The 23,064-nt window shown below is 47.4% G+C and carries 17 protein-coding genes, 1 rRNA gene and 1 pseudogene; 16 read left to right on the top strand and 3 right to left on the bottom strand.

The window, feature by feature from the left end:
- Positions 1-62 precede the first annotated feature (62 nt).
- From smc to ACK5NH_RS16020, 11 genes are all read left to right on the top strand, one after another.
- Positions 63-3,497, top strand: coding sequence for a chromosome segregation protein SMC (gene smc / locus ACK5NH_RS15970; protein ID WP_416921664.1), 3,435 nt, complete (start codon positions 63-65; stop codon positions 3,495-3,497).
- Positions 3,498-3,523: 26 nt separating this feature from the next.
- Entirely contained in the window at positions 3,524-4,564 is a 1,041-nt protein-coding gene (zipA, locus tag ACK5NH_RS15975) for a cell division protein ZipA (RefSeq protein WP_416921666.1), read from the top strand.
- Positions 4,565-4,662: 98 nt separating this feature from the next.
- Complete coding sequence (ligA, locus tag ACK5NH_RS15980; protein ID WP_416921668.1) at positions 4,663-6,732, top strand: NAD-dependent DNA ligase LigA; 2,070 nt, start codon at positions 4,663-4,665, stop codon at positions 6,730-6,732.
- Positions 6,733-6,952: 220 nt separating this feature from the next.
- Positions 6,953-7,441 carry a DUF2919 domain-containing protein gene (locus ACK5NH_RS15985; RefSeq protein ID WP_416921670.1) on the top strand — a complete coding sequence of 163 codons (489 nt, stop codon included), beginning with the start codon at positions 6,953-6,955 and terminating at the stop codon, positions 7,439-7,441.
- A gap of 210 nt (positions 7,442-7,651) precedes the next feature.
- On the top strand, positions 7,652-8,857 hold the full coding sequence (locus ACK5NH_RS15990) for an HD-GYP domain-containing protein (RefSeq protein WP_416921672.1): 1,206 nt from the start codon (positions 7,652-7,654) through the stop codon (positions 8,855-8,857).
- A gap of 67 nt (positions 8,858-8,924) precedes the next feature.
- On the top strand, positions 8,925-9,776 hold the full coding sequence (locus ACK5NH_RS15995; protein WP_416921674.1) for an SDR family oxidoreductase: 852 nt from the start codon (positions 8,925-8,927) through the stop codon (positions 9,774-9,776).
- A 129-nt stretch (positions 9,777-9,905) separates the two neighbouring features.
- Positions 9,906-10,529, top strand: coding sequence for a thiol:disulfide interchange protein DsbA/DsbL (locus ACK5NH_RS16000; protein WP_416921676.1), 624 nt, complete (start codon positions 9,906-9,908; stop codon positions 10,527-10,529).
- A 440-nt stretch (positions 10,530-10,969) separates the two neighbouring features.
- Positions 10,970-11,236 carry a DUF4212 domain-containing protein gene (locus ACK5NH_RS16005; protein ID WP_011622295.1) on the top strand — a complete coding sequence of 89 codons (267 nt, stop codon included), beginning with the start codon at positions 10,970-10,972 and terminating at the stop codon, positions 11,234-11,236.
- 11 nt (positions 11,237-11,247) lie between these two features.
- Positions 11,248-12,984: a sodium:solute symporter family protein gene (locus ACK5NH_RS16010; RefSeq protein WP_416921679.1), complete on the top strand. Its 1,737-nt coding sequence runs from the start codon at positions 11,248-11,250 to the stop codon at positions 12,982-12,984.
- A 148-nt stretch (positions 12,985-13,132) separates the two neighbouring features.
- Positions 13,133-14,995: a DUF294 nucleotidyltransferase-like domain-containing protein gene (locus ACK5NH_RS16015; RefSeq protein ID WP_416921681.1), complete on the top strand. Its 1,863-nt coding sequence runs from the start codon at positions 13,133-13,135 to the stop codon at positions 14,993-14,995.
- Positions 14,995-15,681 (top strand): exonuclease domain-containing protein, encoded by a 687-nt coding sequence (locus tag ACK5NH_RS16020; RefSeq protein ID WP_416921683.1) that lies wholly within the window; start codon positions 14,995-14,997, stop codon positions 15,679-15,681. The genes ACK5NH_RS16015 and ACK5NH_RS16020 overlap by 1 nt, the downstream gene beginning before the upstream one ends.
- Before the next feature lie 233 nt (positions 15,682-15,914).
- Here ACK5NH_RS16020 and ACK5NH_RS16025 read toward each other — a convergent pair whose 3' ends face one another.
- Positions 15,915-16,340, bottom strand: coding sequence for a MarR family winged helix-turn-helix transcriptional regulator (locus ACK5NH_RS16025; RefSeq protein ID WP_416921685.1), 426 nt, complete (start codon positions 16,338-16,340; stop codon positions 15,915-15,917).
- 232 nt (positions 16,341-16,572) lie between these two features.
- On the opposite strand from ACK5NH_RS16025, the gene ACK5NH_RS16030 reads away from it, so the two are divergent.
- From ACK5NH_RS16030 to ACK5NH_RS16040, 3 genes and pseudogenes are all read left to right on the top strand, one after another.
- Positions 16,573-17,568 (top strand): NADP-dependent oxidoreductase, encoded by a 996-nt coding sequence (locus tag ACK5NH_RS16030; protein ID WP_416921687.1) that lies wholly within the window; start codon positions 16,573-16,575, stop codon positions 17,566-17,568.
- 436 nt (positions 17,569-18,004) lie between these two features.
- Complete coding sequence (locus ACK5NH_RS16035; protein ID WP_416921689.1) at positions 18,005-18,604, top strand: lecithin retinol acyltransferase family protein; 600 nt, start codon at positions 18,005-18,007, stop codon at positions 18,602-18,604.
- An 84-nt stretch (positions 18,605-18,688) separates the two neighbouring features.
- Positions 18,689-19,612: pseudogene (locus ACK5NH_RS16040) on the top strand (IS5 family transposase).
- Between the two features lie 104 nt (positions 19,613-19,716).
- Here ACK5NH_RS16040 and ACK5NH_RS16045 read toward each other — a convergent pair.
- Together ACK5NH_RS16045 and ACK5NH_RS16050 are read right to left on the bottom strand one after the other, a co-directional pair.
- Positions 19,717-20,781 (bottom strand): ketoacyl-ACP synthase III, encoded by a 1,065-nt coding sequence (locus ACK5NH_RS16045; protein WP_416921691.1) that lies wholly within the window; start codon positions 20,779-20,781, stop codon positions 19,717-19,719.
- 92 nt (positions 20,782-20,873) lie between these two features.
- Positions 20,874-21,545 (bottom strand): GntR family transcriptional regulator, encoded by a 672-nt coding sequence (locus ACK5NH_RS16050; protein WP_416921693.1) that lies wholly within the window; start codon positions 21,543-21,545, stop codon positions 20,874-20,876.
- Positions 21,546-21,861: 316 nt separating this feature from the next.
- Here ACK5NH_RS16050 and gmhB point away from each other — a divergent pair, with 316 nt between their 5' ends.
- Complete coding sequence (gene gmhB, locus ACK5NH_RS16055) at positions 21,862-22,413, top strand: D-glycero-beta-D-manno-heptose 1,7-bisphosphate 7-phosphatase (RefSeq protein WP_416921695.1); 552 nt, start codon at positions 21,862-21,864, stop codon at positions 22,411-22,413.
- Positions 22,414-22,952: 539 nt separating this feature from the next.
- Positions 22,953-23,064, top strand: a 16S ribosomal RNA gene (locus ACK5NH_RS16060); the annotation flags it as partial.

Raw genomic sequence — 23,064 nt, forward strand, 5'->3', positions numbered from 1 at the left:
GCTGCCCCCATATTCGCCATCGTCCCGATGGCTTTTTATACTGAGACGCGCAAACTGGCACCATGAGATTAAAACAAATAAAACTTGCCGGCTTTAAGTCGTTTGTCGATCCCACCAAAATTCCGTTTTTACAGGCATTGAGCGCCATTATTGGTCCAAATGGCTGCGGTAAGTCGAACGTGATTGATGCCGTGCGCTGGGTGTTAGGCGAAAGCTCTGCAAAACATTTGCGCGGCGACTCCATGAGTGACGTGATATTTAACGGCTCCAGCGCCCGTAAACCCGTATCTGTGGCGGGTGTAGAACTGGTATTTGAAAATAAAGAGGGTCGACTTGCGGGCCAATATGCCAGTTATGAAGAAATCTCGGTAAAACGCCAGGTGAGCCGTGATGGCGAGTCTTGGTATTTTCTCAATGGTCAAAAGTGTCGCCGCAAAGATATCACCGACCTGTTTATGGGCACCGGGCTTGGTCCGCGCAGTTACGCCATTATCGAACAGGGCACGATTTCACGTTTAATCGAATCTAAACCTCAAGATTTACGCACTTTTATCGAAGAGGCTGCGGGGATTTCTCGCTACAAGGAGCGTCGACGTGAAACGGAAAACCGTATCCGTCACACCCGCGAAAACTTGGAGCGTTTAGGGGATATCCGCAGTGAGTTAGCCAAACAACTCGAAAAACTCAGTCAGCAGGCCAAGGCGGCAAAGCAATATCGTGAGCTGAAACACGCTGAGCGTAAAACCCATGCCGAGCTTTTGGTGATGCGCTATCAAGAGCTGCAAAGTCAAATGGCAAGTTTATCTGAGCAGATAAGCTCGCTCGAGCTGCAACAAGCGGCGACCCAATCCCTGGCTCAAACCGGTGAGTTAGAAAGCACAGAGCTGCAAGTCAAACTTTCGCAGTTAGCAGAGCAGGAGCAGCAGGCGGTCGAAGCCTATTATCTGACGGGTACCGAAATCGCTAAGCTAGAGCAGCAGTTACAGAGCCAAAAGCAGCGCGACGCCCAGCTACATACTCAGCTAGAGCAATTGAGCGAGCAGATCACTCAAAACAAAGCCAAATTAGCCGCTTATCAGGCCAGTTTTCATGCGCTAGAGGCGGAGCTTGGCCAACTTGCACCGCAACATGAGTTGCAGCAAGAAATGCTCGATGAGCTGCAAGCACAGTGGGAGATGAGTGTTTCGCGCACTGAGGCTCAAAGTGAAAACGCCAGAGTGCTGGCGGCGGCCGTCGCTCAGCACAAACTGCAATTAGAATTACATCGCAGCAAGTTGGTACACCAGCAGCAGTTGAGTGCCCATAAAACCCAGTTACACCAAGAGCAGCAACAAGAGTTGGCCTCGCTTAATGCCCATGCCCTCGAAGATAACAGCGCATCGCTTAATGACGAGGTTGCCCAATTGGAGCAGGCATTAGCTGAACAAGTTGAAATTAATCAAGAGGTTGAGTTAACTCTTGCCGCCGATACTCATGCGTTAGATTTGGCGCGCGGTGAATTTGAGCAGTTGTCGCAACGTTTAACTTCGATGCGGGCGCGCTTCGAACTGGTTGAACAGTGGCTCGCGAAACAAGAAGAGTTAAGTGATAAGCCGCAGCTGTGGCAAAGCATTCAAGTCGAAAACGGCTGGGAAGCCGCTGCCGAACTGGCGCTGCAGGGATTGATGACGCTGCCCTTGGGCGTTAGCGCCAATGAGATAGGGTTTTATGCCGATGCGGCCTTGGCTACGGGTGATACACATTTCGACGGCTCTCCTATCACACTGCCAGCAGATCTGAACCTTGCCCCTTGGCTTAAGGGACTCAAATGGATCGATGATCTGGCCAGCGCGCAAGCACAACTTGCGAGCTTGGCGGCCGATGAGCGGATTGTCACCGCCGATGGTTATCTGCTCGGCAAAGGTTTTTTGATTGCCAAACAAGATAATAGCCAATCTTTAGTGCAACTCAGTAAAGAGCAAACCCAGCTGAGCGAGACAATCGCTGACTGTGAGCAGGCGCAGGCAATACAGCAGGTAAAGCTCGATGAATTAGCGCAGCAATTAACCCAAGTGCGCGACAGCTTAAGCCAAGGCACTAAACGCTTACACCTGTTACAGCTCGATAAAGCCACCAAATCTACCCAGCTTAATAACGCAGAGGCGCAGGCCAAACAGCGTGAAGCGAAACGCGGGCAACTAGCAGAAATCGTTGCACGAACACATGCAGAGTTAGCCGAGCTTGCCGAACAGTTAATGCTGCTTTCTGAGCAAGAGGATGAACTGGCAGAGGCCCTGGAGTTAGGCCTTGAGAAGCAGCAGCAACAAAGCCAAGATGCGCAAGGGGATTTAGTCCGTCATCAAGCTTTAAAGGCGCAGATTGGTGATGCCGAGCGCCGCTTGTCGACTCTTAATGCCAGTCTGCAATCGGTCACCACTCGGATGGCGGTGAGCGCAGAACAAATTGAATTACAGCGTGTGCGTGTCAATGAATTAGTCCATTCGAAGGAAACACTGTCAGCCCAGCTTGCCAGCGTCGCTGCACAAGAGGGCGATCAGCAAACGGCGCAGCTCAGCGAACAACTGGCCCAGTTGCTCAATCAGCAGCAGAGTCAGCAACAGGCACTACAAAGCCTCAGGTCACAACAAAGTTCGCTCACTGAAACGCTAAACAGTATAGGATTAAAGCAAAAACAAGAGCTTGGTAAGCTTGAGGGCTTGACTCAAAGCCTCAGCACGTTAAAGTTACGTCGTGAGGGATTAAAAGGGCAGGCCGATAGCCAATTGGCGGCGCTGTCAGAGCAACAAATTGTGCTCGCCCAGATTGTCGATTCCCTGCCTGCGGATGGGCATCCCGACAAGTGGCAGCGTGATTTGGATCAGATCCGCCAAAAAATTATTCGCTTAGGGGCGATAAACCTCGCGGCGATCGAAGAATTCGAGCAACAAAGTGAGCGAAAATCCTATTTGGATCATCAAGATGAAGATCTAAATAACGGTCTGGCAACCCTAGAGGAAGCCATTCGGAAAATCGATAAGGAGACCCGCACTCGCTTTAAGACCACATTTGATGCAGTAAACGAAGATCTAGGGCGCTTATTCCCTAAGGTATTCGGTGGTGGGCGCGCGTATTTAGCGCTGACTGATGACGATTTATTAGAAACGGGCGTGACCATCATGGCCCAACCCCCGGGTAAGAAGAACAGCACAATCCATCTTCTTTCCGGTGGTGAAAAAGCCCTAACGGCTTTATCATTGGTATTCGCGATTTTCAGGTTGAATCCAGCTCCCTTCTGTATGTTAGACGAAGTGGATGCGCCCTTAGACGATGCCAACGTAGAACGTTTCTGTCGATTATTGAAGGAAATGTCACAGAGCGTACAGTTTATCTATATCAGCCATAACAAGATTACGATGGAGATGGCTGATCAACTTATCGGTGTGACTATGCATGAGCCGGGTGTCTCCCGTATAGTCGCAGTAGATTTAGAGCAAGCGGTGGCGATGGCCGACGCTTGATAACTAGAAGAAAGACAGGGTAACCAATGGAAGATTTGCAACTAGTATTGTTCGTTTTAGGCGCCATAGCCATAGTTGCTGTGCTGGTGCATGGATTTTGGTCTATCAGAAGACAACAACCTAAGTCATTGAAAGATAGTCCAATGGGCAATTTCTATAAAAAGCAGGCCGAACGAGGCGAGGGTGCACCTAAGCGTGTCGATGCCGATGGTTTCGACGCCGACGGTATTGGTGCCGTCAGAGTCCGTAAAGCGAATGAACCCCACACCCCAGAGGCACCTGCGTTTAATCCTTATTTAAAGCAAGAAGCAAAAACAGAAGCGCAACAAGTTGAACCGCTGGCAGTAGAACCTAAGCCTCCATTTAAGCAAGAGCCAAGCATGGCGCAGCCGGATTTTAGTCTGCAATCCCCCACGGCCAAAGAGCAACACCGCGGTCCTAAAGCATCACGCCAAGAGCCCGTATTACAAGGACATTCTGCCAATCTAGCCCAAGCCCATGTAGGGCAATCCCATGCGGCCATGGTGGCGCAAAAGGCCGCCGAAGAGCAACGTGCACAGGTGCAAATGCCAACCCAAACCGCCTTGTTTGATGATGAAGAGGCATATGAAGAAGAGCAACCTCAAGCCGTTGAGCAAGCAGATGATGATTTAGGCGAACCGCGCGATGTATTAGTGCTGCACGTTGTGGCTAAAGAAGGTCAGCAGCTCAATGGTGCCGAATTGTTACCTTGCTTCTTAACCCTTAACTTTAAATATGGCGATATGAATATTTTCCACCGCCATGTGGACAATGCTGGCAATGGTAAGGTGCTGTTCTCCATTGCGAATATGGTAAAACCTGGGATTTTTGACCCAGACAATATGGAACAATTCAGCACTCAAGGCGTCGTGTTCTTTATGACCTTACCTTGCTACGGTGATGCGCTAATGAACTTCTCCATTATGCTTAACTCGGCGCGCCAACTGGCGGATGATATCGATGCGGTAGTGCTCGATGGTCAGCGTCAACCTTGGGGTGAGTTTACTAAGCAAGATTATTTACACCGCATTCGCGCAAACGCTTAATGCAACGCCGCGAGACCGCGGTGATAGACAGATGGGGCCGCTAAATGCGGCCTCATTTTTTGCAACTTTTTTATGGCTTAAGAATTCTGGAAATGAATATGCAAGACATTCAACTCGATAAACGCCTTTCTGAACTGCTTTCTCAAGCTGTCACGACACAAAATGCGCAGCTATTGATGCAGGCGCTCTGCCAATCTCTGAATGAACACAATATTCGTTACTATGTCGACGATGCGCCAAGCATTACCGACTCCGAATACGACAGATTAATGCAGCAGCTGAAACAGCTTGAGGCTGAGTATCCTCAGTTTGTTGCTGCCGACTCGCCCACCCAAAGAGTGGGCGGCATGGCGCTGGCTAAGTTTGAACAAATCACTCACCTTAAACCTATGTTAAGTCTCGATAATGCCTTCGATGAGGCAGATTTTAGCGCGTTTCATAAGCGCGTCAACGACAGGGTGGGCCAAGTGAGTTTTTGCTGTGAGCCGAAACTCGATGGTTTGGCGGTGAGTATTTTGTATCGCAATGGGGTACTTGAGCGCGCCGCGACCCGTGGTGATGGTACCGTGGGCGAAGATATTACCGAAAACGTTAAAACCATTAAGTCGATTCCACTTAAACTGCGCGGTGACAACTATCCCGAATTGGTCGAAGTGCGCGGCGAAGCCTTTATGCCCAAGGCGGCATTTGAGGCGCTAAATGAGCGTGCACGCTTAAAGGATGAAAAACTGTTTGTGAATCCGCGTAATGCGGCGGCGGGCAGCTTGCGTCAGCTCGACAGTAAAATTACCGCCTCACGGTCGTTGTCTTTTTATGCCTACGCCTTAGGTGTGGTGGAGCCGACTTCCCACGAGTTAGCTAAGACGCATTATGAGCAATTGCAGCAACTTAAATCTTGGGGGCTGCCAGTCAGTAGCGAGATTAAAGTCTGCGACGAACTCAGCCAAGTCTTTGCCTACTATCAAGATATATTAACTCGCCGCACCGACTTACCCTTTGAGATCGATGGCGTGGTGATGAAGGTGAACGATATCACCCAGCAGCAAACCTTAGGGTTTGTGGCTAAATCTCCCCGTTGGGCGATTGCCTATAAGTTTCCCGCGCAGGAAGAAATGACGCTGCTCGAAGGCGTAGATTTTCAGGTCGGCCGCACTGGCGCAGTGACTCCGGTTGCGCGCCTAAAACCTGTGTTTGTCGGCGGCGTGACGGTATCGAACGCGACTTTACACAATGCCGATGAAATCGCTCGTTTAGGTGTAATGGTGGGCGATACTGTGATTATCCGCCGCGCCGGCGATGTGATCCCGCAAATTGTAGCCATAGTGCCCGAGCGTCGCCTAGAAGATGCTAAGGCGATTGCCTTCCCGCAACATTGCCCGGTTTGCGGCAGTTTAGTTGAGCGTTTAGAAGGTGAAGCTGTGGCCCGTTGCAGTGGCGGCTTATTCTGTGAGGCCCAGCGTAAAGAGGCGATCAAGCATTTTGCCTCCCGCAAGGCATTAGATATCGACGGTATGGGCGATAAAATCGTCGAGCAGTTAATTGATAAGGAGCTGGTTCAAAGCCCGGCTGACTTATTTAAACTCACCGCCTCGATGATGACCATGCTCGACCGTATGGGAATGAAGTCCGCCACCAATTTAGCGCTGGCGATTGAAGCGGCTAAAACCACTACTTTGCCACGTTTCCTCTATGCCTTAGGCATTCGTGAAGTGGGGGAGGCCACGGCGGCGAACCTGGCTACTCACTTTGGCAGCCTAGAGGCGCTGCGCGAGGCTACTATTGAGCAACTCATTCAAGTTGAAGATATTGGTGAAGTGGTTGCCCAGCACGTGGCGCATTTCTTTGCCCAGCCACATAACCTAAAGGTGATCGATGCTTTGATTGCGGCTGGCGTCAACTGGCCTGCGATTGCAGCACCAAGCGCCGATGAGCAGCCATTGAAGGGGCAGACTTGGGTGCTAACGGGCACCTTAAATCAACTCAACCGTAACGATGCTAAGGCGCAATTACAGGCCTTAGGCGCCAAAGTCGCGGGCAGTGTCTCAAAAAATACTGATTGTTTAGTGGCAGGTGAAGCGGCAGGTTCTAAGCTTGCCAAAGCGCAGGAGCTTGGCGTTAAAGTGATTGGCGAAGATGAATTATTGGCTCTTCTGGCTGCAAACAGCTAACTCGTTGCCGCTTCGTTGATAAAGCCCTGCCTTGCGGGGCTTTTTTATGGCTAAGATTTGGGGTCAGCAACTTAGCGTGACCAACTAGGCATCATAAACTTAAGCGTGACACACTTTAACGTAACAAGCTGGAGAGGAATTATTTACACCAGCCATTGAATTTAGCCGTTATGCCACCATCTAGCTTATATTGCTTTAGTTTTTACTAAATGGATTGCGATTGAATTTTAGTCACATCACTTGGCTCGATGATAAAGGCCATATCAAACCTCCGATAGTTTTATATGCCATCTTGGCCTTCCTCGCCCGTGGCTGGTGTATTTTTATCGCCTCGTTGACCCAAGCCAGTGATAGATCAGAATTAGTCAGGCTCTTCTATCCTGAAAAGTCTGACTTTTTGCTTGCGCTGGCGGCAGGGCTTGGCGCTGTGGTGCTTTATTTTGTGGTCATAGCGGAGCGGCGCCGCTCGCCCTTATTGCTGCGCCCGCTGTTTGTCCACCTCAAATGGGGACTGTGGTTATTGTTATTAGTCGATGCGACTTTACTCGCCCAGCGATTAATCCACGGACAATTTTTATTCCATTGGAGTTTGGCCCTCGACGCCTTAGTGTTGTTTTGGTCATGTTTGTATGTTTACAAGTCAAAACGGCTCAGTTATTACTTAGCGGATTGGCCGAAAGAGGCTGCAACTTCGGTTAAAAAAGACTAGACACATCTCGTTGTTATTTCAGATTTTTATCCAATTACGAACCACTGAGGGATGATTTGTGTGTACTATCCCTCAGTTTGATAAGCATTTTTTCACTTATAGCTTACTGATTTTGTTGAATCATCTATAGTTATATGTACTTAGCTTAAATGTGCAACCTAAGAAGCGAAGATGTGAGCCTTCTTGCGTACATGAAAGGAGTCATATTGCGTGGCAAAAGCAGCCCAACGAAAACTATTACTTTCCGAACTTCAACTTGGCATGAGGGTCAAGTTGCCTTTGTCATGGACGAATCACCCTTTTTTATTTAACCGTGTTGATATTAGTAGTCCGGCGCATATTGAGATGATCCGAGGACTCGGTGTGCCCTATGTGTATCTGATCTCTGGTAACAGCGATGAACTCGAATCGATGGATGAAGCGGAAGACGTCGAGGTGATTGAAGAAGCGCCACCGGCGCGAGACTTGAAGGCTGACACCCGTAAGGCGATGCGCTTAAGTCAGAAGCGTTTTTTAGAGAGCGTCAACCAGTGCCGTAATGTGTATGGCAAAGTGGTAAGTGACCCGGAAGGCGCTTATCGTTTGTCGGCCGCCTTAGTGGAGGATTTGCTCAGCCATCTGCAAGAGGTCGAAAAACCTTTCCTGACCTTAGTGGGTATGGATGAAAAGGATGTCAGTGTGACTCAGCACGGCATCTCGGTGGCGGTATTAGGCATGATGATTGGTCAGGCGCTCGACTTACCTGCGCGGGATCTGCGGGATATTGCCTTGGGGAGCTTATTCCACGACATAGGTAAACTCAAAGTACCTGATGTGATCCGCCGTAAACGGGGGGCGCTCACTCCCCATGAGGCCAATTACCTGCAAATGCACCCAAACTTTGGCTACGACATGCTGAATCGTTCGGGGCTATTCCCAAAGGAAGTGCTGAATATTGTGTTGCATCACCATGAGTTTATTGATGGATCAGGTTTTCCCGATGGGTTAACGGGGGCAAAAATTCCCATTACCACCCAAATTGTGAGCCTAGCGAACGATTACGATCAGCAGCTCAGTGGCCAGCAGGCCTCTTCACCGCAAGTGGCCTTAGGCTATTTATTTAAAAACCGTGCGAGTAAGCATGCCGAATCCTTAATTGCAGTATTGGTCAAGATTTTAGGTATCTATCCGCCAGGCACTATCGTTAAGTTATCTGACAACACTGTAGCTAAGGTGATCATGACCACCAAAGAAGTGAGTCAGCCGCAAGTATGGGCCTGTAAGGACGATGGCAGTGAGGCTTCATTACGTTTTTTAAGTGATGAAGGGGTGACAGTACAAAAAACTATTCGCGCGGAAGAGTTAACCGAGGGCGCGATCCGCACCTTACAAATGGATAAAGGCATTAGTTTTTATTTTAGCTCACTCCAAGCTTGAATCCCTGCGTCTGAGTTCCGTATGCTATTGGCCGAAAATATGCTGAATAATGAGTAGGTCAATCGGAATGGAGCGAACAGTGGCGGAACAAAAAAGTGTTGCAGTAGTCGGTTGTGGTTGGTTTGGTTTTGCCCTCGCCAAGCACTTAGTGCAAGCGGGTTATCGTGTCACTGGTGCTAAACGCCACACTGAGGAGTTAGAGCACCTCACTGAGGCGGGGATCCATGGATTTCAACTGCAGCTCGGGGAGGAAGCCGAAGTTCTTCCCGACGCGCAGGCTTTAAAAGCCTTGTTTCAGACAGACTTTCTTGTCGTCAATATTCCTCCCCGCCTAAAGCATGGCAATAGTGCCTATCTTCAAGAATTGCAGCAGTTAATTGCGCTTACTCAGGGCTGGCATTATCGAGGCATAGTGTTTATCAGTACCACAGGTGTTTATCCTTCCATTGACAAATCCATGACAGAAGCGGACGCACAGGCCGAGTCACCGTCATCGCAGGTGTTATTGGACACTGAAGCCTTATTCAGTCGCCAATCGAATAGCTGCATCGTTCGTTTTGCGGGGCTTGTTGGACCTAAACGCCATCCAGGGCGCTTCTTTGCCGGTAAAACCGATGTGGCGGGCGGCAATGTTGCGGTCAATCTTGTGCATTTACAGGACTGCGTCGAGGCGGTGAGTTTGATTATTGATGCAAAGGCGAGGGGAGAGAAAGTGGCTCCTGTCTATAATCTATGCGCGCCAGAGCATCCCTCGCGAAGCGAATTTTACGTTGCGGCGGCCAAGTCACTGGGATTAGCAGAGCCACAATTTAATGCCCAGCTGCAACCCAGCAAAGTCATTCTAGGGGATGCGATAGTGCGCGAGCTGGGATTTGAGTATCAATTTGCTTCGCCCCTTGCGATGCTTGCGGCCTGTTAGTGGGCAATTTAACGCCTATTGTTAACAAATGTTTAAGAATGTCGGCCATCTTTTGAGGTATCTTAATGGCCTGTGCGTTTGCAAACGACTTACGACTCAATGATGCAGTCACTAATAAGAAGATAAAATATGAAAAGCCTAACTAATTTTGTTCGACCTTTGGCGGCGCTGGTCTGTGGATTGGTGTTAAGTGCGAGTTTTGCACTGCAGGCGGCGAGTTTTGAAGAAGGGAAGGATTATGTCACTGTCGCTGGCATCAACGAAGCACAAAAGCCTGTGCTGCGAGAGTTTTTTTCCTATAACTGCCCACATTGCTACAAACAGGAACCCTTTGTTGCTTCCACGGTAAAACTCTTAGGCAAAGATGTAGCCTTCGAGCGCACGCCAGTGGGCGCGGGACGTCCTGCATGGGAGTTGAGTCAATTAGCCTATTTTGTTGCGCAAAAGCTAAAAATGACCAAGCAAGTGCACGAAGCGATTTTTAAACAAATCCATGAAAAGGGTGAACAATTTACTCGCCCTGAACAGGTAAAAGCCTTCTTTGTGGCTCAAGGCGCGAAGGCCGATGATGTCGATGCGGCGATGAACTCTGTCGATGCGAAGTTTACTATCATGAATTACGACTCGCAGGCGGAATTGTCGGGCATCAAAGGTGTGCCTTCGTTACTAGTGAATGGTCGTTACTTAATCACCTCTAAGGTTCACACTTCTGAAGAACTGGCTGAGCTGGTCAAATTTTTAGCGGCAAAATAACAGGCTGACCGCTGCTTTATATAGCAGTATTACTTCACCTGCTTTCAATAACCCAGCACAGCTGGGTTATTTTTTGCCATTCTGCTAGCAAATCTTGATTGCAACGCATGGGTTTCTGACGGCGTATCCACCTCAGTGCAGTACGATATTTTGTTTATATCACAGCCAGTTATTGTTACTCATCGCTTTATCTATCCGCTCATCTAACACGTCATTTTGTCTCTTTCTAGTCTTAGGTTCTTCGACATTGGTCTAAGTTGCTCAAAAAATGACTTTTGCAACTAAATGTAAAAACATTGTTAACTTCATGATTTTAAATGCTATTAAATTTTTCCTCGTGTGAGGTATTTCGCAAATTAGACTAAGGTCTTGATTGTGGTCACTCCAGCTGTTGCTAGATTTAACGAGACTTAAAAATAAAACAGCACAGGGGAGTCGCTATGGCGTTTGAAAATAATGATAAAGCAAAAGGTTACTGGAACGAGAATTTACGTCTGGTTTTGGGCCTATTAGCTATTTGGGCCGCAGTCTCATTTGGATGTGGCATTCTATTGGTTGATGTACTCAATGAAATCCATTTCATGGGCTTCAAGTTAGGTTTCTGGTTTGCTCAACAGGGATCTATGTATGTCTTTGTTGCGCTTATTTTTGTCTATGCGGCAAAAGCCAACGCCTTAGATAAAAAATATAACGTACAAGAAGACTAAGGAGAACATAAATGGGTGTACAAGGATTAACTTATCTGATTGTGGGGCTGTCGTTCGCGCTCTACATTGGGATCGCGATTTGGTCCCGTGCGGGTTCTACTAAAGAATTCTATGTGGCGGGTGGCGGTGTTCATCCGGTTGTAAACGGTATGGCAACTGCGGCGGACTGGATGTCAGCGGCATCCTTTATTTCGTTGGCAGGGATTGTCTCTTTCGTCGGTTATGACGGCAGTGTGTACCTGATGGGCTGGACGGGCGGTTACGTACTATTAGCTCTGTGTATGGCGCCGTACTTACGTAAATTTGGTAAGTTTACCGTGCCTGATTTCGTGGGTGAACGTTATTACTCTCAAGCGGCGCGTACGGTAGCGGTTATTTGCGCTATCTTCATCTGCTTTACGTATATTGCTGGTCAAATGCGTGGTGTGGGCGTGGTATTCTCTCGCTTCCTCGAAGTTGAGGTGGATACTGGCGTGTATATCGGTATGGCCGTGGTGTTCTTCTACGCGGTGCTCGGCGGTATGAAGGGTATTACCTATACTCAGGTTGCCCAGTACTGCGTGCTGATCTTCGCCTTTATGGTGCCTGCAATCTTCCTCTCTGTGATGATGACTGGCCACATTATTCCTCAAATCGGTTTCGGCGCGCAGTTACTCGATGCTGCTGGGAATAACTCTGGCGTCTATCTGTTAGAGAAACTAAATAATCTGTCGCTAGATTTAGGCTTTGCGCCTTACACCGATGGTTCTAAGAGCATGATCGACGTGTTCTGTATTACCGGTGCTTTGATGGTTGGTACTGCGGGCTTACCTCACGTAATCGTACGTTTCTTCACAGTGCCTAAAGTGAAAGATGCTCGTATATCAGCGGGTTGGGCACTGGTGTTTATCGCTATCATGTACACCACGGTTCCTGCGTTAGCGGCATTCTCTCGTGTAAATATGATTGAGACCATTAACGGTCCAGATCAAAAGGGTGTTGCCTATGAAACTGCGCCTGATTGGATAAAAAACTGGGAAAAAACCGGTCTGATCAAATGGGATGACAAGAATGGCGACGGCAAAATCTACTATGCCAAAGGCAAAATGGAAGATGCTGCTAGCCCTAACGAAATGAAGATCGACAACGATATCATCGTATTAGCGACACCAGAAATTGCTAATCTGCCAGCTTGGGTTATTGCGCTGGTGGCTGCGGGTGGTCTTGCTGCGGCGCTATCTACCTCTGCGGGTCTGTTGTTGGTTATCTCTACCTCAGTATCACACGACTTACTGAAGAAGAACCTGATGCCGAATATTTCTGACAAGAAAGAGTTAATGTACGCTCGACTTGCTGCTGGTATTGGTATTGTCATTGCGGGTTACTTCGGCGTTAACCCTCCTGGATTCGTAGCAGCTGTGGTGGCATTTGCCTTCGGTCTGGCGGCCTCATCTCTGTTCCCAGCTATCATCATGGGTATCTTCTCTAAGACGATGAACAAAGAAGGTGCTATTGCAGGTATGGTAATAGGTTTACTGTTCACTGCGGGTTATATCATCTACTTCAAGTTTGTGAACCCAACGGCCAACGTATCGGCGAACTGGTTCCTCGGTATTTCGCCAGAAGGTATCGGTATGGTCGGTATGGTGGTGAACTTTGCGGTAGCGGCTATCGTCTGCAAACTGACCGCAGCGGCACCAGCCCACGTGCAGGAAATGGTTGAGTCTATCCGTTTCCCTAAAGGGGCGGGTGAGGCCAGCGGCCACTAATTTAAATTAGATTAAGAGAAAAGGACGCGCTTGCGTCCTTTTGTTTTTGTGGTGTCAGCGCAGTGTTAGGGCCTGACTTTAGTCGTATATGGTCCAACAATCGAGCGCGTTATAGTGGGATAAAATTCACCTAAAATAAGGTGTTGCTATGAACGCCAGCGAATTACAACCCGTTGTGCAGTTTTTAACGTCTACGGCTCCCTTCGATACCTTGCCTGACAAAACCATTCGCCATTGTGCTAAGTCAGTCACCATAGGCTATTACAGTAAAGCCTCTGGGTTTGTGAAATTTGATGCCGATGCGCCGAAATTGTATTTGGTCCGCAGCGGCGCCTTCGAGGTGCGTGATCCCGAAGGTGTATTAGTGGATAGAGTCGCCGAAGGGGAATTTTTTGGCTTTTCGACCTTATTATCAGGGGAGAAAGTCGTGAATCGGGTCGCCATTCTCGAAGACAGTTTGGTATACCACTTACCGCAGGCATTATTTGATCAACTGCGAAGTGAAAGTCGGCATTTTGATAAGTTTTTCACCCGCGCCTTTGCCAAGCGGTTGCGTCATGAAGCGCGTTTTAAGGCCAAAGATCTGACAACCACCAGTCGTATCAGTACCTTGATGTCATCTTCACCCATAATGATCGATGCCCATGCCAGCGTGACACAAGCGGCACTCTTGATGCGTAACTCACGGGTGTCGTCTTTACTCGTTACGGATAATCATAAGTTGGTGGGGATTTTAACCGATAAAGATTTGCGGAATCGGGTGCTCGCCGCCGGACTCGATGGCCGAATTGCCGTGCATCAGGCGATGACCACATCACCGATTTCGATTTCATCGAATGCTTTGATCTTCGAAGCTATGCTATTGATGAGCGAACATAATATTCACCATCTGCCGATTATTGATGAACAAAATACCAATGAAGTAAAAGCCATTGGCATGGTGACCAGTACGGACATTTTACGCGGCCAAGGTTCGCAGCCATTACTGCTGATTGGTGAAATTGAGCGGCAGCGAGACCTCGCCAGTTTAATTAGCGTCAGTAAACAAATTCCTTTGTTATTACAAAATTTAATCAGTGCCGATGCGAGGGCCGAGGAGATTGGTCGCGTGCTGACCTCGGTCACCGATGCCTTAACTCGGCGATTGATTGTGTTAAATCAGCAAATTCTCGGTGAGGCGCCGATGGCGTTTTGTTGGTTAGCCTTTGGCTCGCAGGGGCGGCAAGACCAAGCCGCCTGTTCGGATCAAGATAATGGCCTGCTGGTGGCCGAAGAAATGGATGATTACGCCAAAGGGTATTTCGATGCTTTGACCCATGCGGTCTGCGCGGGGCTTGACCAATGCGGCTATGCCTTTTGTCCCGGTAATATCATGGCACAAAATCCCAAGTGGCGTATGTCACTCAAAGAATGGCAACAGGTCTTTGAAAAATGGGTGGTCACGCCAGAACCTAAGGCATTGATGCATGCGAGTATTTTCTTCGATATGCGCTCGGTGTTTGGCCCGCAATCCTTATTCAACGCCCTGCAGGATAAGGTATTAGCACAAACCAAAGACAATGATATTTTCCTTGCGGGGTTGACTGGTAATTCCTTAATAGAGTCTCCTCCCTTAGGATTTTTTAGAAAATTTGTATTAGAACGCGATGGTAGCGAGGTCAAAGGTATTGATTTAAAGCATAAAGGTAATGCCTTGATCAACGATATCGCCCGCGTATACGCCCTGTCGGCAGGGATTAAAGAAGTGAACACCGCTAAGCGTATTCGTGCGCTGATGGAGGCTAATATTCTTAATCGTAAGGATGCGCTTAACTTAGCCGATGCCCACGAGTTTATCGCCCATATGCGGTTATCAAATCAAGGTTATCAACATACGCAAGGACTTCAGATTAGTAACTATCTGTTGCCTGGGCATTTATCTTCTTTGGTTAGGCATCAACTACGGGATGCCTTTAAGGTGGTCCATGACGCCCAGTCGGGGATGAAAATGAAATTTATGCGGAGCTTTTAATGGGACCATGGTGGGTTAACGTTAAGCTGAGGTGGCGAGCACTGCGCTGTCAGCATGAGTTATTTAAGGATTACTATCAATCCTTACTGCCACTGTTGGAGCTGCCCATTAGTCGTGCGCCCTTGATGGCGATGGATTTGGAAATGACAGGCTTAGATCCTCTAAATGACCAAATCTTAAGTATTGGGCTGGTCCCGATTGAAAACGGCACGATTCCCCTTGGTGGTGCGCAGCAAAAATTAGTGCAAATTCAAGGTAGTGTCGGACAGAGTGCGACGATTCATGGCATTCTCGATAACCATTTAACCGAGGCGGTGTGTATTGAGCAGGCTATGACATGGTTTGTGGCCCAAACCCGTGGGCATATCTTGGTGGCGCACCATTCCCCCCTTGATTGCCGTTTTTTACAACAGGATATTTTGTCTATTTATCATCAAACTATCGTTCTTCCCGCGATTGATACCTTATTACTGGAGAAACATCGCTTGTTACGCGAACATTCAGTGCTAAAAGAGGGAAGTTTAAGGTTGGGGGCGTGCCGTGAGCGTTATGGTTTGCCTATCTATGGTGCCCATAGCGCACTGACCGATGCACTAGCCTGTGGCGAACTGCTATTAGCGCAGGTTGCTGGCATGGGCGGCGCCAATGAGTTAAAAGTGGGTGAGTTATTGGCTTACTCGAGCTAAGACTGGTATTTATAACACCCAAAGCTGCATAAATAGTCGATAGATAGCGCGATTCGAGTGACTCTCACCACTTTGCAGTAATAGAGACTTCGTCATTAAACAAACTTAGCTAAGCCCATGGCTCACTTAGCAAAATCTATGCTTAATTAGCAATAATAGTCCTGTTGGCAGTCTTTGTCGCAGTCAGACTTTCTAGTGGTAGAAAGTCTGGCTGCGATTTTCAGACCGCGAGGTTAGTCTTTCGATAACTCTGTCTCTAATTCCAAGCATAAGAGACGTAATTCCTCGATGCGTTCAGCACTTAAGTTAGAGCGAGCCACCAATTTCGACGTCAGTTGAGTCGCTTCGTCCTTTAACTGTCGTCCCTTTGGGGTGAGTGAAATCACTTTTTTCCGCTCATCTAATTCGGATAAATTTCGAGAGAGTAATCCTTTTGATTCCAAACGTTTAACTATTGGCGTTAAGGTGCTTGGATCTAAGCGCGTGTCGTTAGACAGCTCTTTGAGGCTGACGTCATTTACGTACCAAAGTGAATGCATCACAATGTACTGGGGATAGGTAAGATCATATTCGTCAAGGATGGGACGAAACGCTCTCACTAATGAGTTCGTGGCCGAATACAGTGCAAAGCACACATTGTCAGATAATTTTTGAGCCATACACTTTACCCATGATTAGCAAGGAATAGTGATGTTAACAAATTATGCCGCCTAAAAATAGTTTGTGCGCAAAATATTTTTAGGATTAGTAGTTGCTTTATGCATCACTTGTGGTTACCTTATGAATATAAAATTTGTGCACAAACTATTTTTAGGCTAATAGTTTGTGCATTGTCTACGAAAAACACATATTCCAGTTTGATGTGTGTTGGATTTAATAGAGGTTAATACCATGATAAGCAATCAAATTCATTTAGCATCACGCCCTACAGGTATGCCAACACAGGCTAACTTTAAGTTGGTCGAGGTTACATTACCCGCTTTGAAAACCGGAGAAGTGTTAATCAAAAATACGTGGATGTCAGTCGATCCTTACATGCGTGGCCGCATGATGGACAGAGACTCCTACATTGCGCCATTCCAGATTGATGCCGTTATGGACGGCGGGGCCATTGGTGAAGTCGTTGAATCCTTAAATCCACAGTTTCCCGTTGGGGCAAAAGTGAGCCATATCAGTGGCTGGCGCAGTGCCTTTATCAGTGACGGTAGCGATCTCACTTTATTACCCGCAGTGAATATTCCTGAGCAGTACTTTTTAGGTGTTATCGGTATGCCAGGCCTGACGGCTTGGGTTGGTCTGATGCAAATCGCTAAATTAAAGCCAACGGATACGGTATTTGTATCAGCGGCTTCCGGTGCGGTCGGTATGGTTGTTTGTCAAATTGCCAAGCTTAATGGTTGTAAAGTGATTGCTTCGGTTGGCTCAGATGAAAAAGCCGAACTTGTCAAAAGCTTAGGTGTTGATGCGGTGATTAACTATAAAAAAGCTACCGATTTAACCCAAGCGCTGCGTGACGCGGCTCCCGATGGCATTGATGTGTATTTTGAGAATGTCGGCGGCGCTCATCTTGAAGCCGCGTTGAATGTGCTGAACGAATATGGCCGCATTCCTGTATGTGGGATGATTGCCGATTATAATGCGCAGGCACCAGTCTCTGGGCCAAGTAATCTGTTAGCCATCAACACTAAAAAGTTAACCATGCAGGGCTTTATTGTGATGGACTACTTCGATCAGTTTGAAGAATTCATCGCTCAAATGGCGCAGTGGCTGCAAGCGGGTAAAGTAAAATCGGAGGAAACGGTATACCAAGGTTTAGCCCAAGCTCCAGATGCATTTATTGGCTTATTCGAAGGCAAAAATAAAGGAAAGATGCTGGTTAAACTCTAATATTGCCAAGTCTTATGGCACTCACGAATGAGGCCATTGACACCTTAGTTTAACGAATAGGTTAACCACTTAACTGAAGCCTTTGACAGCAAAGGCTTCAGTTTTTCTGCTTATCTTCTTCGCATTTCAGACTTTATCCCGCTTACAAGCAGATGGATTTAGGCATTGGCATATTTCATCTTCAATTAACTCTTCTCCCATTACACTGCATAGTGTTGCTGGTTTAAAGCCTCAAAAGGTCAGTTAAATGAGTAAGTAACAAGTTTCGCTTGTAAGCGCTTAAGCAGAAAGATTGGCAATTATTTGGAACTGTACTTCACTCATATTAGTGATATTCAAAGACTAAGATTTACTTGTTTAAAAGACGGTTGTCTTTGCGGTGAGCTGACTTAAAGACGAGTGCTGTTACAGATGAATGTTGCCATAAGGGGATAATATGCCATTACCGTTACTTTGGCTTGGTAGTGCTGCAATGGGCGCGTTATTGCTCGCCGATGAGCGTGAACAGCGCCGACAACTTGAGCGTGATCGACTATTGGGCAAGGCGCCACGGCAAGCGAGTGCCAAGCAAGCCATGGTTGCTGCGCCGAGTCAGTGGCAAAAGGGCTTCAAACAAGTGACACCTGAGCCTGGTAGCATTGTTTGCTGCTATGTGTTTGGGGTGATTGAACATACCGGCATTTGGTTGGCAGATGATTGCCTTATCGAGTTACATGGTTCTGGGCTGATAAGGGCGGTATCGGTAAAACGCTTTCTAGCGGGGCGCACAGGTAGCCAAATCTATATTGCCTGTAATCATCAGCATCAACCGCTGATTGCCACTGATATTGTTAACCGAGCCAAGCAGGCCATTTACCAATACCGTGAATACGATTTATTCGATAACAATTGCCATCGATTCGTTTGGTCATGTTTGTGCGGTGAAGAGATCGCGATAAAAAGTTTTAATGACTTGAATCAAAAACTAGCAGGCTATTTTAAGCAGGGGATTTACTGGGATGAAATGCGTGGTGTGCCTGAGCGGACAACTATATAAAAGGGGCTTTGTTTCCAAAATCGGTTGAACTAATTTCGAAGCCGATGATCAGATCAGCATCGTTTACATACCAACCAAGCCACCGTGCCTAAACCTCGCTATAAAACGACCAACTGGAAACAATACAATCAAGCCTTAATCAACCGAGGTTCACTTACCTTTTGGATTGATGAAGATGCAATCGCAAGTTGGCAAGCTAAAGCAGACCAAGGTAAGAAAGGTCGTCCACGGTTGTTTAGTGATTTGTCCATCACCACCGCGCTTATGGTTAAGCGTATTTTCGCCATGCCTTTGCGAGCATTACAAGGTTTTATTAATTCAGTATTTAACCTGGCTCAGGTGCCACTTGTCTGCCCTCATTACACTTGTATCAGCAAACGCGCGAAGACTGTCAACATTGCCTTCAAAACGAAATCGCGTGGTGCTATTGCCCACTTAGCGATTGATGCTACGGGACTGAAAGTCTATGGCGAAGGGGAATGGAAAGTGAAGAAGCATGGTACAGAGGGTAAACGCCGTGTCTGGCGCAAGCTTCATATCGCCGTTGATACTCATTCACACGAGATTATCGCGGCTGAACTCAGTTTATCCAATGTCACGGATGCTGAAGTGTTACCCAATTTACTCAAACAAACCCAGTGTAAAATCCACACTATTTCAGGTGATGGTGCCTATGACACACGTGAGTGCCACGAAGCTATCCGGCGTAAACGGGCATTTACCTTGATCCCGCCCCGTGAAGGAGCGGCATACTGGGAGCAAGGACATCAGCGTAATCTCGCGGTGAGTTTTCAGAAGCTTTATGGTTCAAATAAGAAATAGAAGCAGCGCTATGGCTATCACCGCCGCTCAATTTCAGAAACGGCCATGTACAGAATAAAACAGCTGCTGGGTGGCCGTTTGAGTATGCGAAATTACAACGCTCAGGTGGCGGAGACTTACGCCATGATCAAGGCGCTGAATAAACTCACAGGGCAAGGCATGCCTGAAACTCAATATATCGTGTGATATTTAAACAATTAAGAGGGATTTTGTGCCGAAATTCGAATTTGGAAACAAAGCCTATAAAAGGCCATCCGGGGATGGCCTGTTAATCTAGCTATAGGGCTAAATTATTTACAGAAATAATCCACTGCACGTTTAACTAGCTCAATACCACTTAGCTCGCAGGGTGGCAGCTGGGCATCACTCACTTGAACCGGAGTCACGCGCTCACCCCATTGCAGTAGCAGTGCTGCAGAGGTTAATCCCGCACCAAAAGCGCAGGACAGAATGGTTTGATTCGGCTTGATTAAGCCTTTTTCCAATGCATCACAGATAGCGATGGGGATAGTTGCGGCCGAGGTGTTGCCATAGTTAGCAATGTTCACGAAGGCCTTTTCTTTAGGGATCTTCATGCGGCTAACGAGAGTATCGATAATGCGTTCGTTCGCTTGGTGCGGGATCACTAAATCGACTTCATCTTTATCGACGCCACATTTTTCAAGCACTTGAGTGCTTAACTTATTCATACCATTGATGGCACGTTTAAAGATTTCCTGGCCATCGAACTGAATATAAAAGTCTAAGGATTCGGCGGAGAATCTATCCATCGCAGTACCAAAACCAGCTTTTAGGATATCGCGACCTTCAGGATCGTTATTCAGCTCATAGCCCAATACACCGCCTGGAACGCCCGTTGCTTCAACCACGACGGCACCGGCGCCATCACCAAAGAGCACTGCGGTTTCACGGCGTGACCAGTCGAGGTAGAAAGATAAACGTTCGGCACCTACCACTAGTACTTTTTTGCATTGACCACTCTTGATCTGTGAGCTGGCTAAGCCTAGACCGTACAAAAAGCCACTGCAGGCTGCGTTGATATCGAAAGCTGCGCAACTTGCACCAATATTCGCCTGGACGGTGGAGGCAATATTCGGGATCAAGGTATCAGGGCTGGCGCTGGCTAAAATGATCATATCAATTTCGCTGCCGTCAATGCCTGCCGTGGCAAGGGCGCGTTTAGCGGCAACCGATGCTAATTCTGAGGTATTCACATGGCTAATATGACGTTGGCTGATCCCAGTACGGCTTTTAATCCATTCATCGGAAGTTTCGATAAAAGTGGCAAGATCATCGTTAGTCAAAGTTGCGGGAGGAACGCATTTTCCCCAGCCCGTGATTGTGGCGTACTGCATGGTGTTTTCTCTCAAATAAAAAAGGCAGAACTTAGCGTGCTGCCTCAAATCGACAACAACGCTTAGCGGTATAACGAATGACTGTCCGTGATCTAGACCACCTGTTTGGCGACAAGATCCCGAATTGTCATTGCGGCATGCAAAATATGATGTCGCAGCAACGCCGTGGCTTTCTCAGTTTCTCTTTGCTTACAATAGTTGAGCAGTTCGCGGTGCTCGTGCTCTGCTGCGGGAATGCCTCCAGCGAGCAGCAATTGCAAACGGATATATCTATCGCAGTTAGTATTGAGGCCGTGTACAACCTCTAGCGTATGTGGACGATTGGCTGCTTGATATAAACAGGTATGAAACTGTGTATTTAGCTCGCTCCAACTGGCGACGGCATCTTCATGTTTAAAGGCCGACTCCAATTGTTCCAATACGCGTTCTGCTTTTATTAAATCTTCTTCTTGAAGTCGTGGTATGGCTTTCGCCAGCAGATCGGTCTCGATCATGGCGCGTAATTCAAAAAGCTCGGTTACTTGTTCAACGGACAATTCGGTCGCGGTCGCCCCTTTATGGGGTTCGAACTTCACTAGGCCTTCCGCCTCAAGTTGCAATAAGGCTTCTCTTACGGGAATGCGACTTACATGTAAGGCTTCGGCTAAGGCGCTTTGTCTGAGTGGTTCTCCTGCGGCTATATCACCCGAAAGAATTCTATCTCTGAGCACTTCTACAACTAATTGGGTGCGGGTTTTATGGACTATAGGCGTAGTTCGACTCATTATGACCGTCTATTTTTAGGTGTTTTATTGTTATCCGTGCAAGGTTACCGTTAAAAACAGCACAAATAAAGGGAAAAGCTCGATTGAATACTGCATTCCTTATGCTTAAAAAACATTTATAGATAGATTTTTTGGGCGAAATTCGCTCTGATAAGTGGCTGTCTGTTGCTGTCTTAAACTCGCTTAGGTTGAGATAAGCCGGAGCTGGGTTAAACAGCATCATATCTCTACAACTTCGCGGTGCAATTTCTTGCAATGGATGGAATAATAGGGAAATTACGCATTAAGCGCCGTTTTTAGTGAGTGGAGTAGTACTGTGGGTACAGTCAATCGAGCCGTATTTTTAGACCGTGATGGTGTGATCAACAAAGATCATGGTTATGTGCATCAGGTGGATGACTTTGAATATATAGAAGGCGTGTTCGAAGCCTGCCTCGCCTTAAAGCAAATGGGATACAAGTTAGTGGTAGTCACCAATCAGTCGGGTATTGCTCGTGGGATGTATACGGAAGATCAATTCCACAGCCTCACCGAATGGATGGATTGGAACTTTGCCGATAAAGGTGTCGATCTCGATGGTATCTATTATTGTCCGCACCATAATGAAAAAGGTCTTGGCGAATATAAAATGGATTGTGACTGTCGTAAGCCAAAACCAGGCATGCTACTCGATGCCGCAAAATTCCTGAAAATTGATTTGTCGCAGTCGGTGATGGTGGGCGACAAAGCCGATGATATGCTCGCGGCTAAAGCGGCAGGTATACCGACTCGCATTCTTGTGCGTACAGGTAAAGCAATAGCTGATGATAGAGAGGCGTCTGTCGTGCTCGATAGCATTGCAGATGTGCCGAGTTTTTTAAAAAAATAGCCTATCTTGCTCTTTAAAGCGCATCAATCCATGCGAATTGCGAGATTGAGCTCAAACCGCGAGCTTAACAGCAAAAAGTGCGGCGGTGTCTATATCGTTTTAGTTTGTGACCCGTGCTAAATGCTTTGTCTGGGGTTATGGAGATTGCTAAAGTGATGGAAATTACAGCGAATTAGGCGCTAAAACGGATGTTTGGTTTAAAAAGTGCGCACTCGAATCGCTTTTTCGAATTATTTTAGTCAAAGGGGTTGCGGTAAAATCTGACATCCCTATAATGCGCATCCACTGGCCCAGAGGGGTCAACGGTGAAAGCTAAAAGCGCTGAGCGCTCAAGGCAAATCACCATGCTCTTTAACAATTTATCAAGCAAATCTGTGTGGACACTCACAGGTGTTGAGTTAATCGAAATTACTCTGCCGTTTGGCGAGTAATCAAAATTTAAATCAATGAATGAGTGTTCATAGCAATATGTACAACGACTTATTAAGTTAAGTCGATTCAGAATTCATTGAGCCGAATCTTCGGGTTCACAAAACTTTTAATTGAAGAGTTTGATCATGGCTCAGATTGAACGCTGGCGGCAGGCCTAACACATGCAAGTCGAGCGGCAGCACAAGGGAGTTTACTCATGAGGTGGCGAGCGGCGGACGG

This window comes from Shewanella sp., from assembly GCF_047975355.1.
Classification (GTDB): Bacteria; Pseudomonadota; Gammaproteobacteria; order Enterobacterales; family Shewanellaceae; genus Shewanella.

Coding starts and splice junctions, on each gene's coding strand:
- ACK5NH_RS16035 (WP_416921689.1), top strand. CDS start 18,005: ATGCCATTACCGTTACTTTGGCTTGGTAGTGCTGCAATGGGCGCGTTA.
- ACK5NH_RS16010 (WP_416921679.1), top strand. CDS start 11,248: ATGGGTGTACAAGGATTAACTTATCTGATTGTGGGGCTGTCGTTCGCG.
- ACK5NH_RS16000 (WP_416921676.1), top strand. CDS start 9,906: ATGAAAAGCCTAACTAATTTTGTTCGACCTTTGGCGGCGCTGGTCTGT.
- ACK5NH_RS16005 (WP_011622295.1), top strand. CDS start 10,970: ATGGCGTTTGAAAATAATGATAAAGCAAAAGGTTACTGGAACGAGAAT.
- smc (WP_416921664.1), top strand. CDS start 63: ATGAGATTAAAACAAATAAAACTTGCCGGCTTTAAGTCGTTTGTCGAT.
- ACK5NH_RS16045 (WP_416921691.1), bottom strand. CDS start 20,781: ATGCAGTACGCCACAATCACGGGCTGGGGAAAATGCGTTCCTCCCGCA.
- ACK5NH_RS16030 (WP_416921687.1), top strand. CDS start 16,573: ATGATAAGCAATCAAATTCATTTAGCATCACGCCCTACAGGTATGCCA.
- ACK5NH_RS15995 (WP_416921674.1), top strand. CDS start 8,925: ATGGAGCGAACAGTGGCGGAACAAAAAAGTGTTGCAGTAGTCGGTTGT.
- ACK5NH_RS16020 (WP_416921683.1), top strand. CDS start 14,995: ATGGGACCATGGTGGGTTAACGTTAAGCTGAGGTGGCGAGCACTGCGC.
- ACK5NH_RS16015 (WP_416921681.1), top strand. CDS start 13,133: ATGAACGCCAGCGAATTACAACCCGTTGTGCAGTTTTTAACGTCTACG.
- ACK5NH_RS16050 (WP_416921693.1), bottom strand. CDS start 21,545: ATGAGTCGAACTACGCCTATAGTCCATAAAACCCGCACCCAATTAGTT.
- ligA (WP_416921668.1), top strand. CDS start 4,663: ATGCAAGACATTCAACTCGATAAACGCCTTTCTGAACTGCTTTCTCAA.
- ACK5NH_RS16025 (WP_416921685.1), bottom strand. CDS start 16,340: ATGGCTCAAAAATTATCTGACAATGTGTGCTTTGCACTGTATTCGGCC.
- zipA (WP_416921666.1), top strand. CDS start 3,524: ATGGAAGATTTGCAACTAGTATTGTTCGTTTTAGGCGCCATAGCCATA.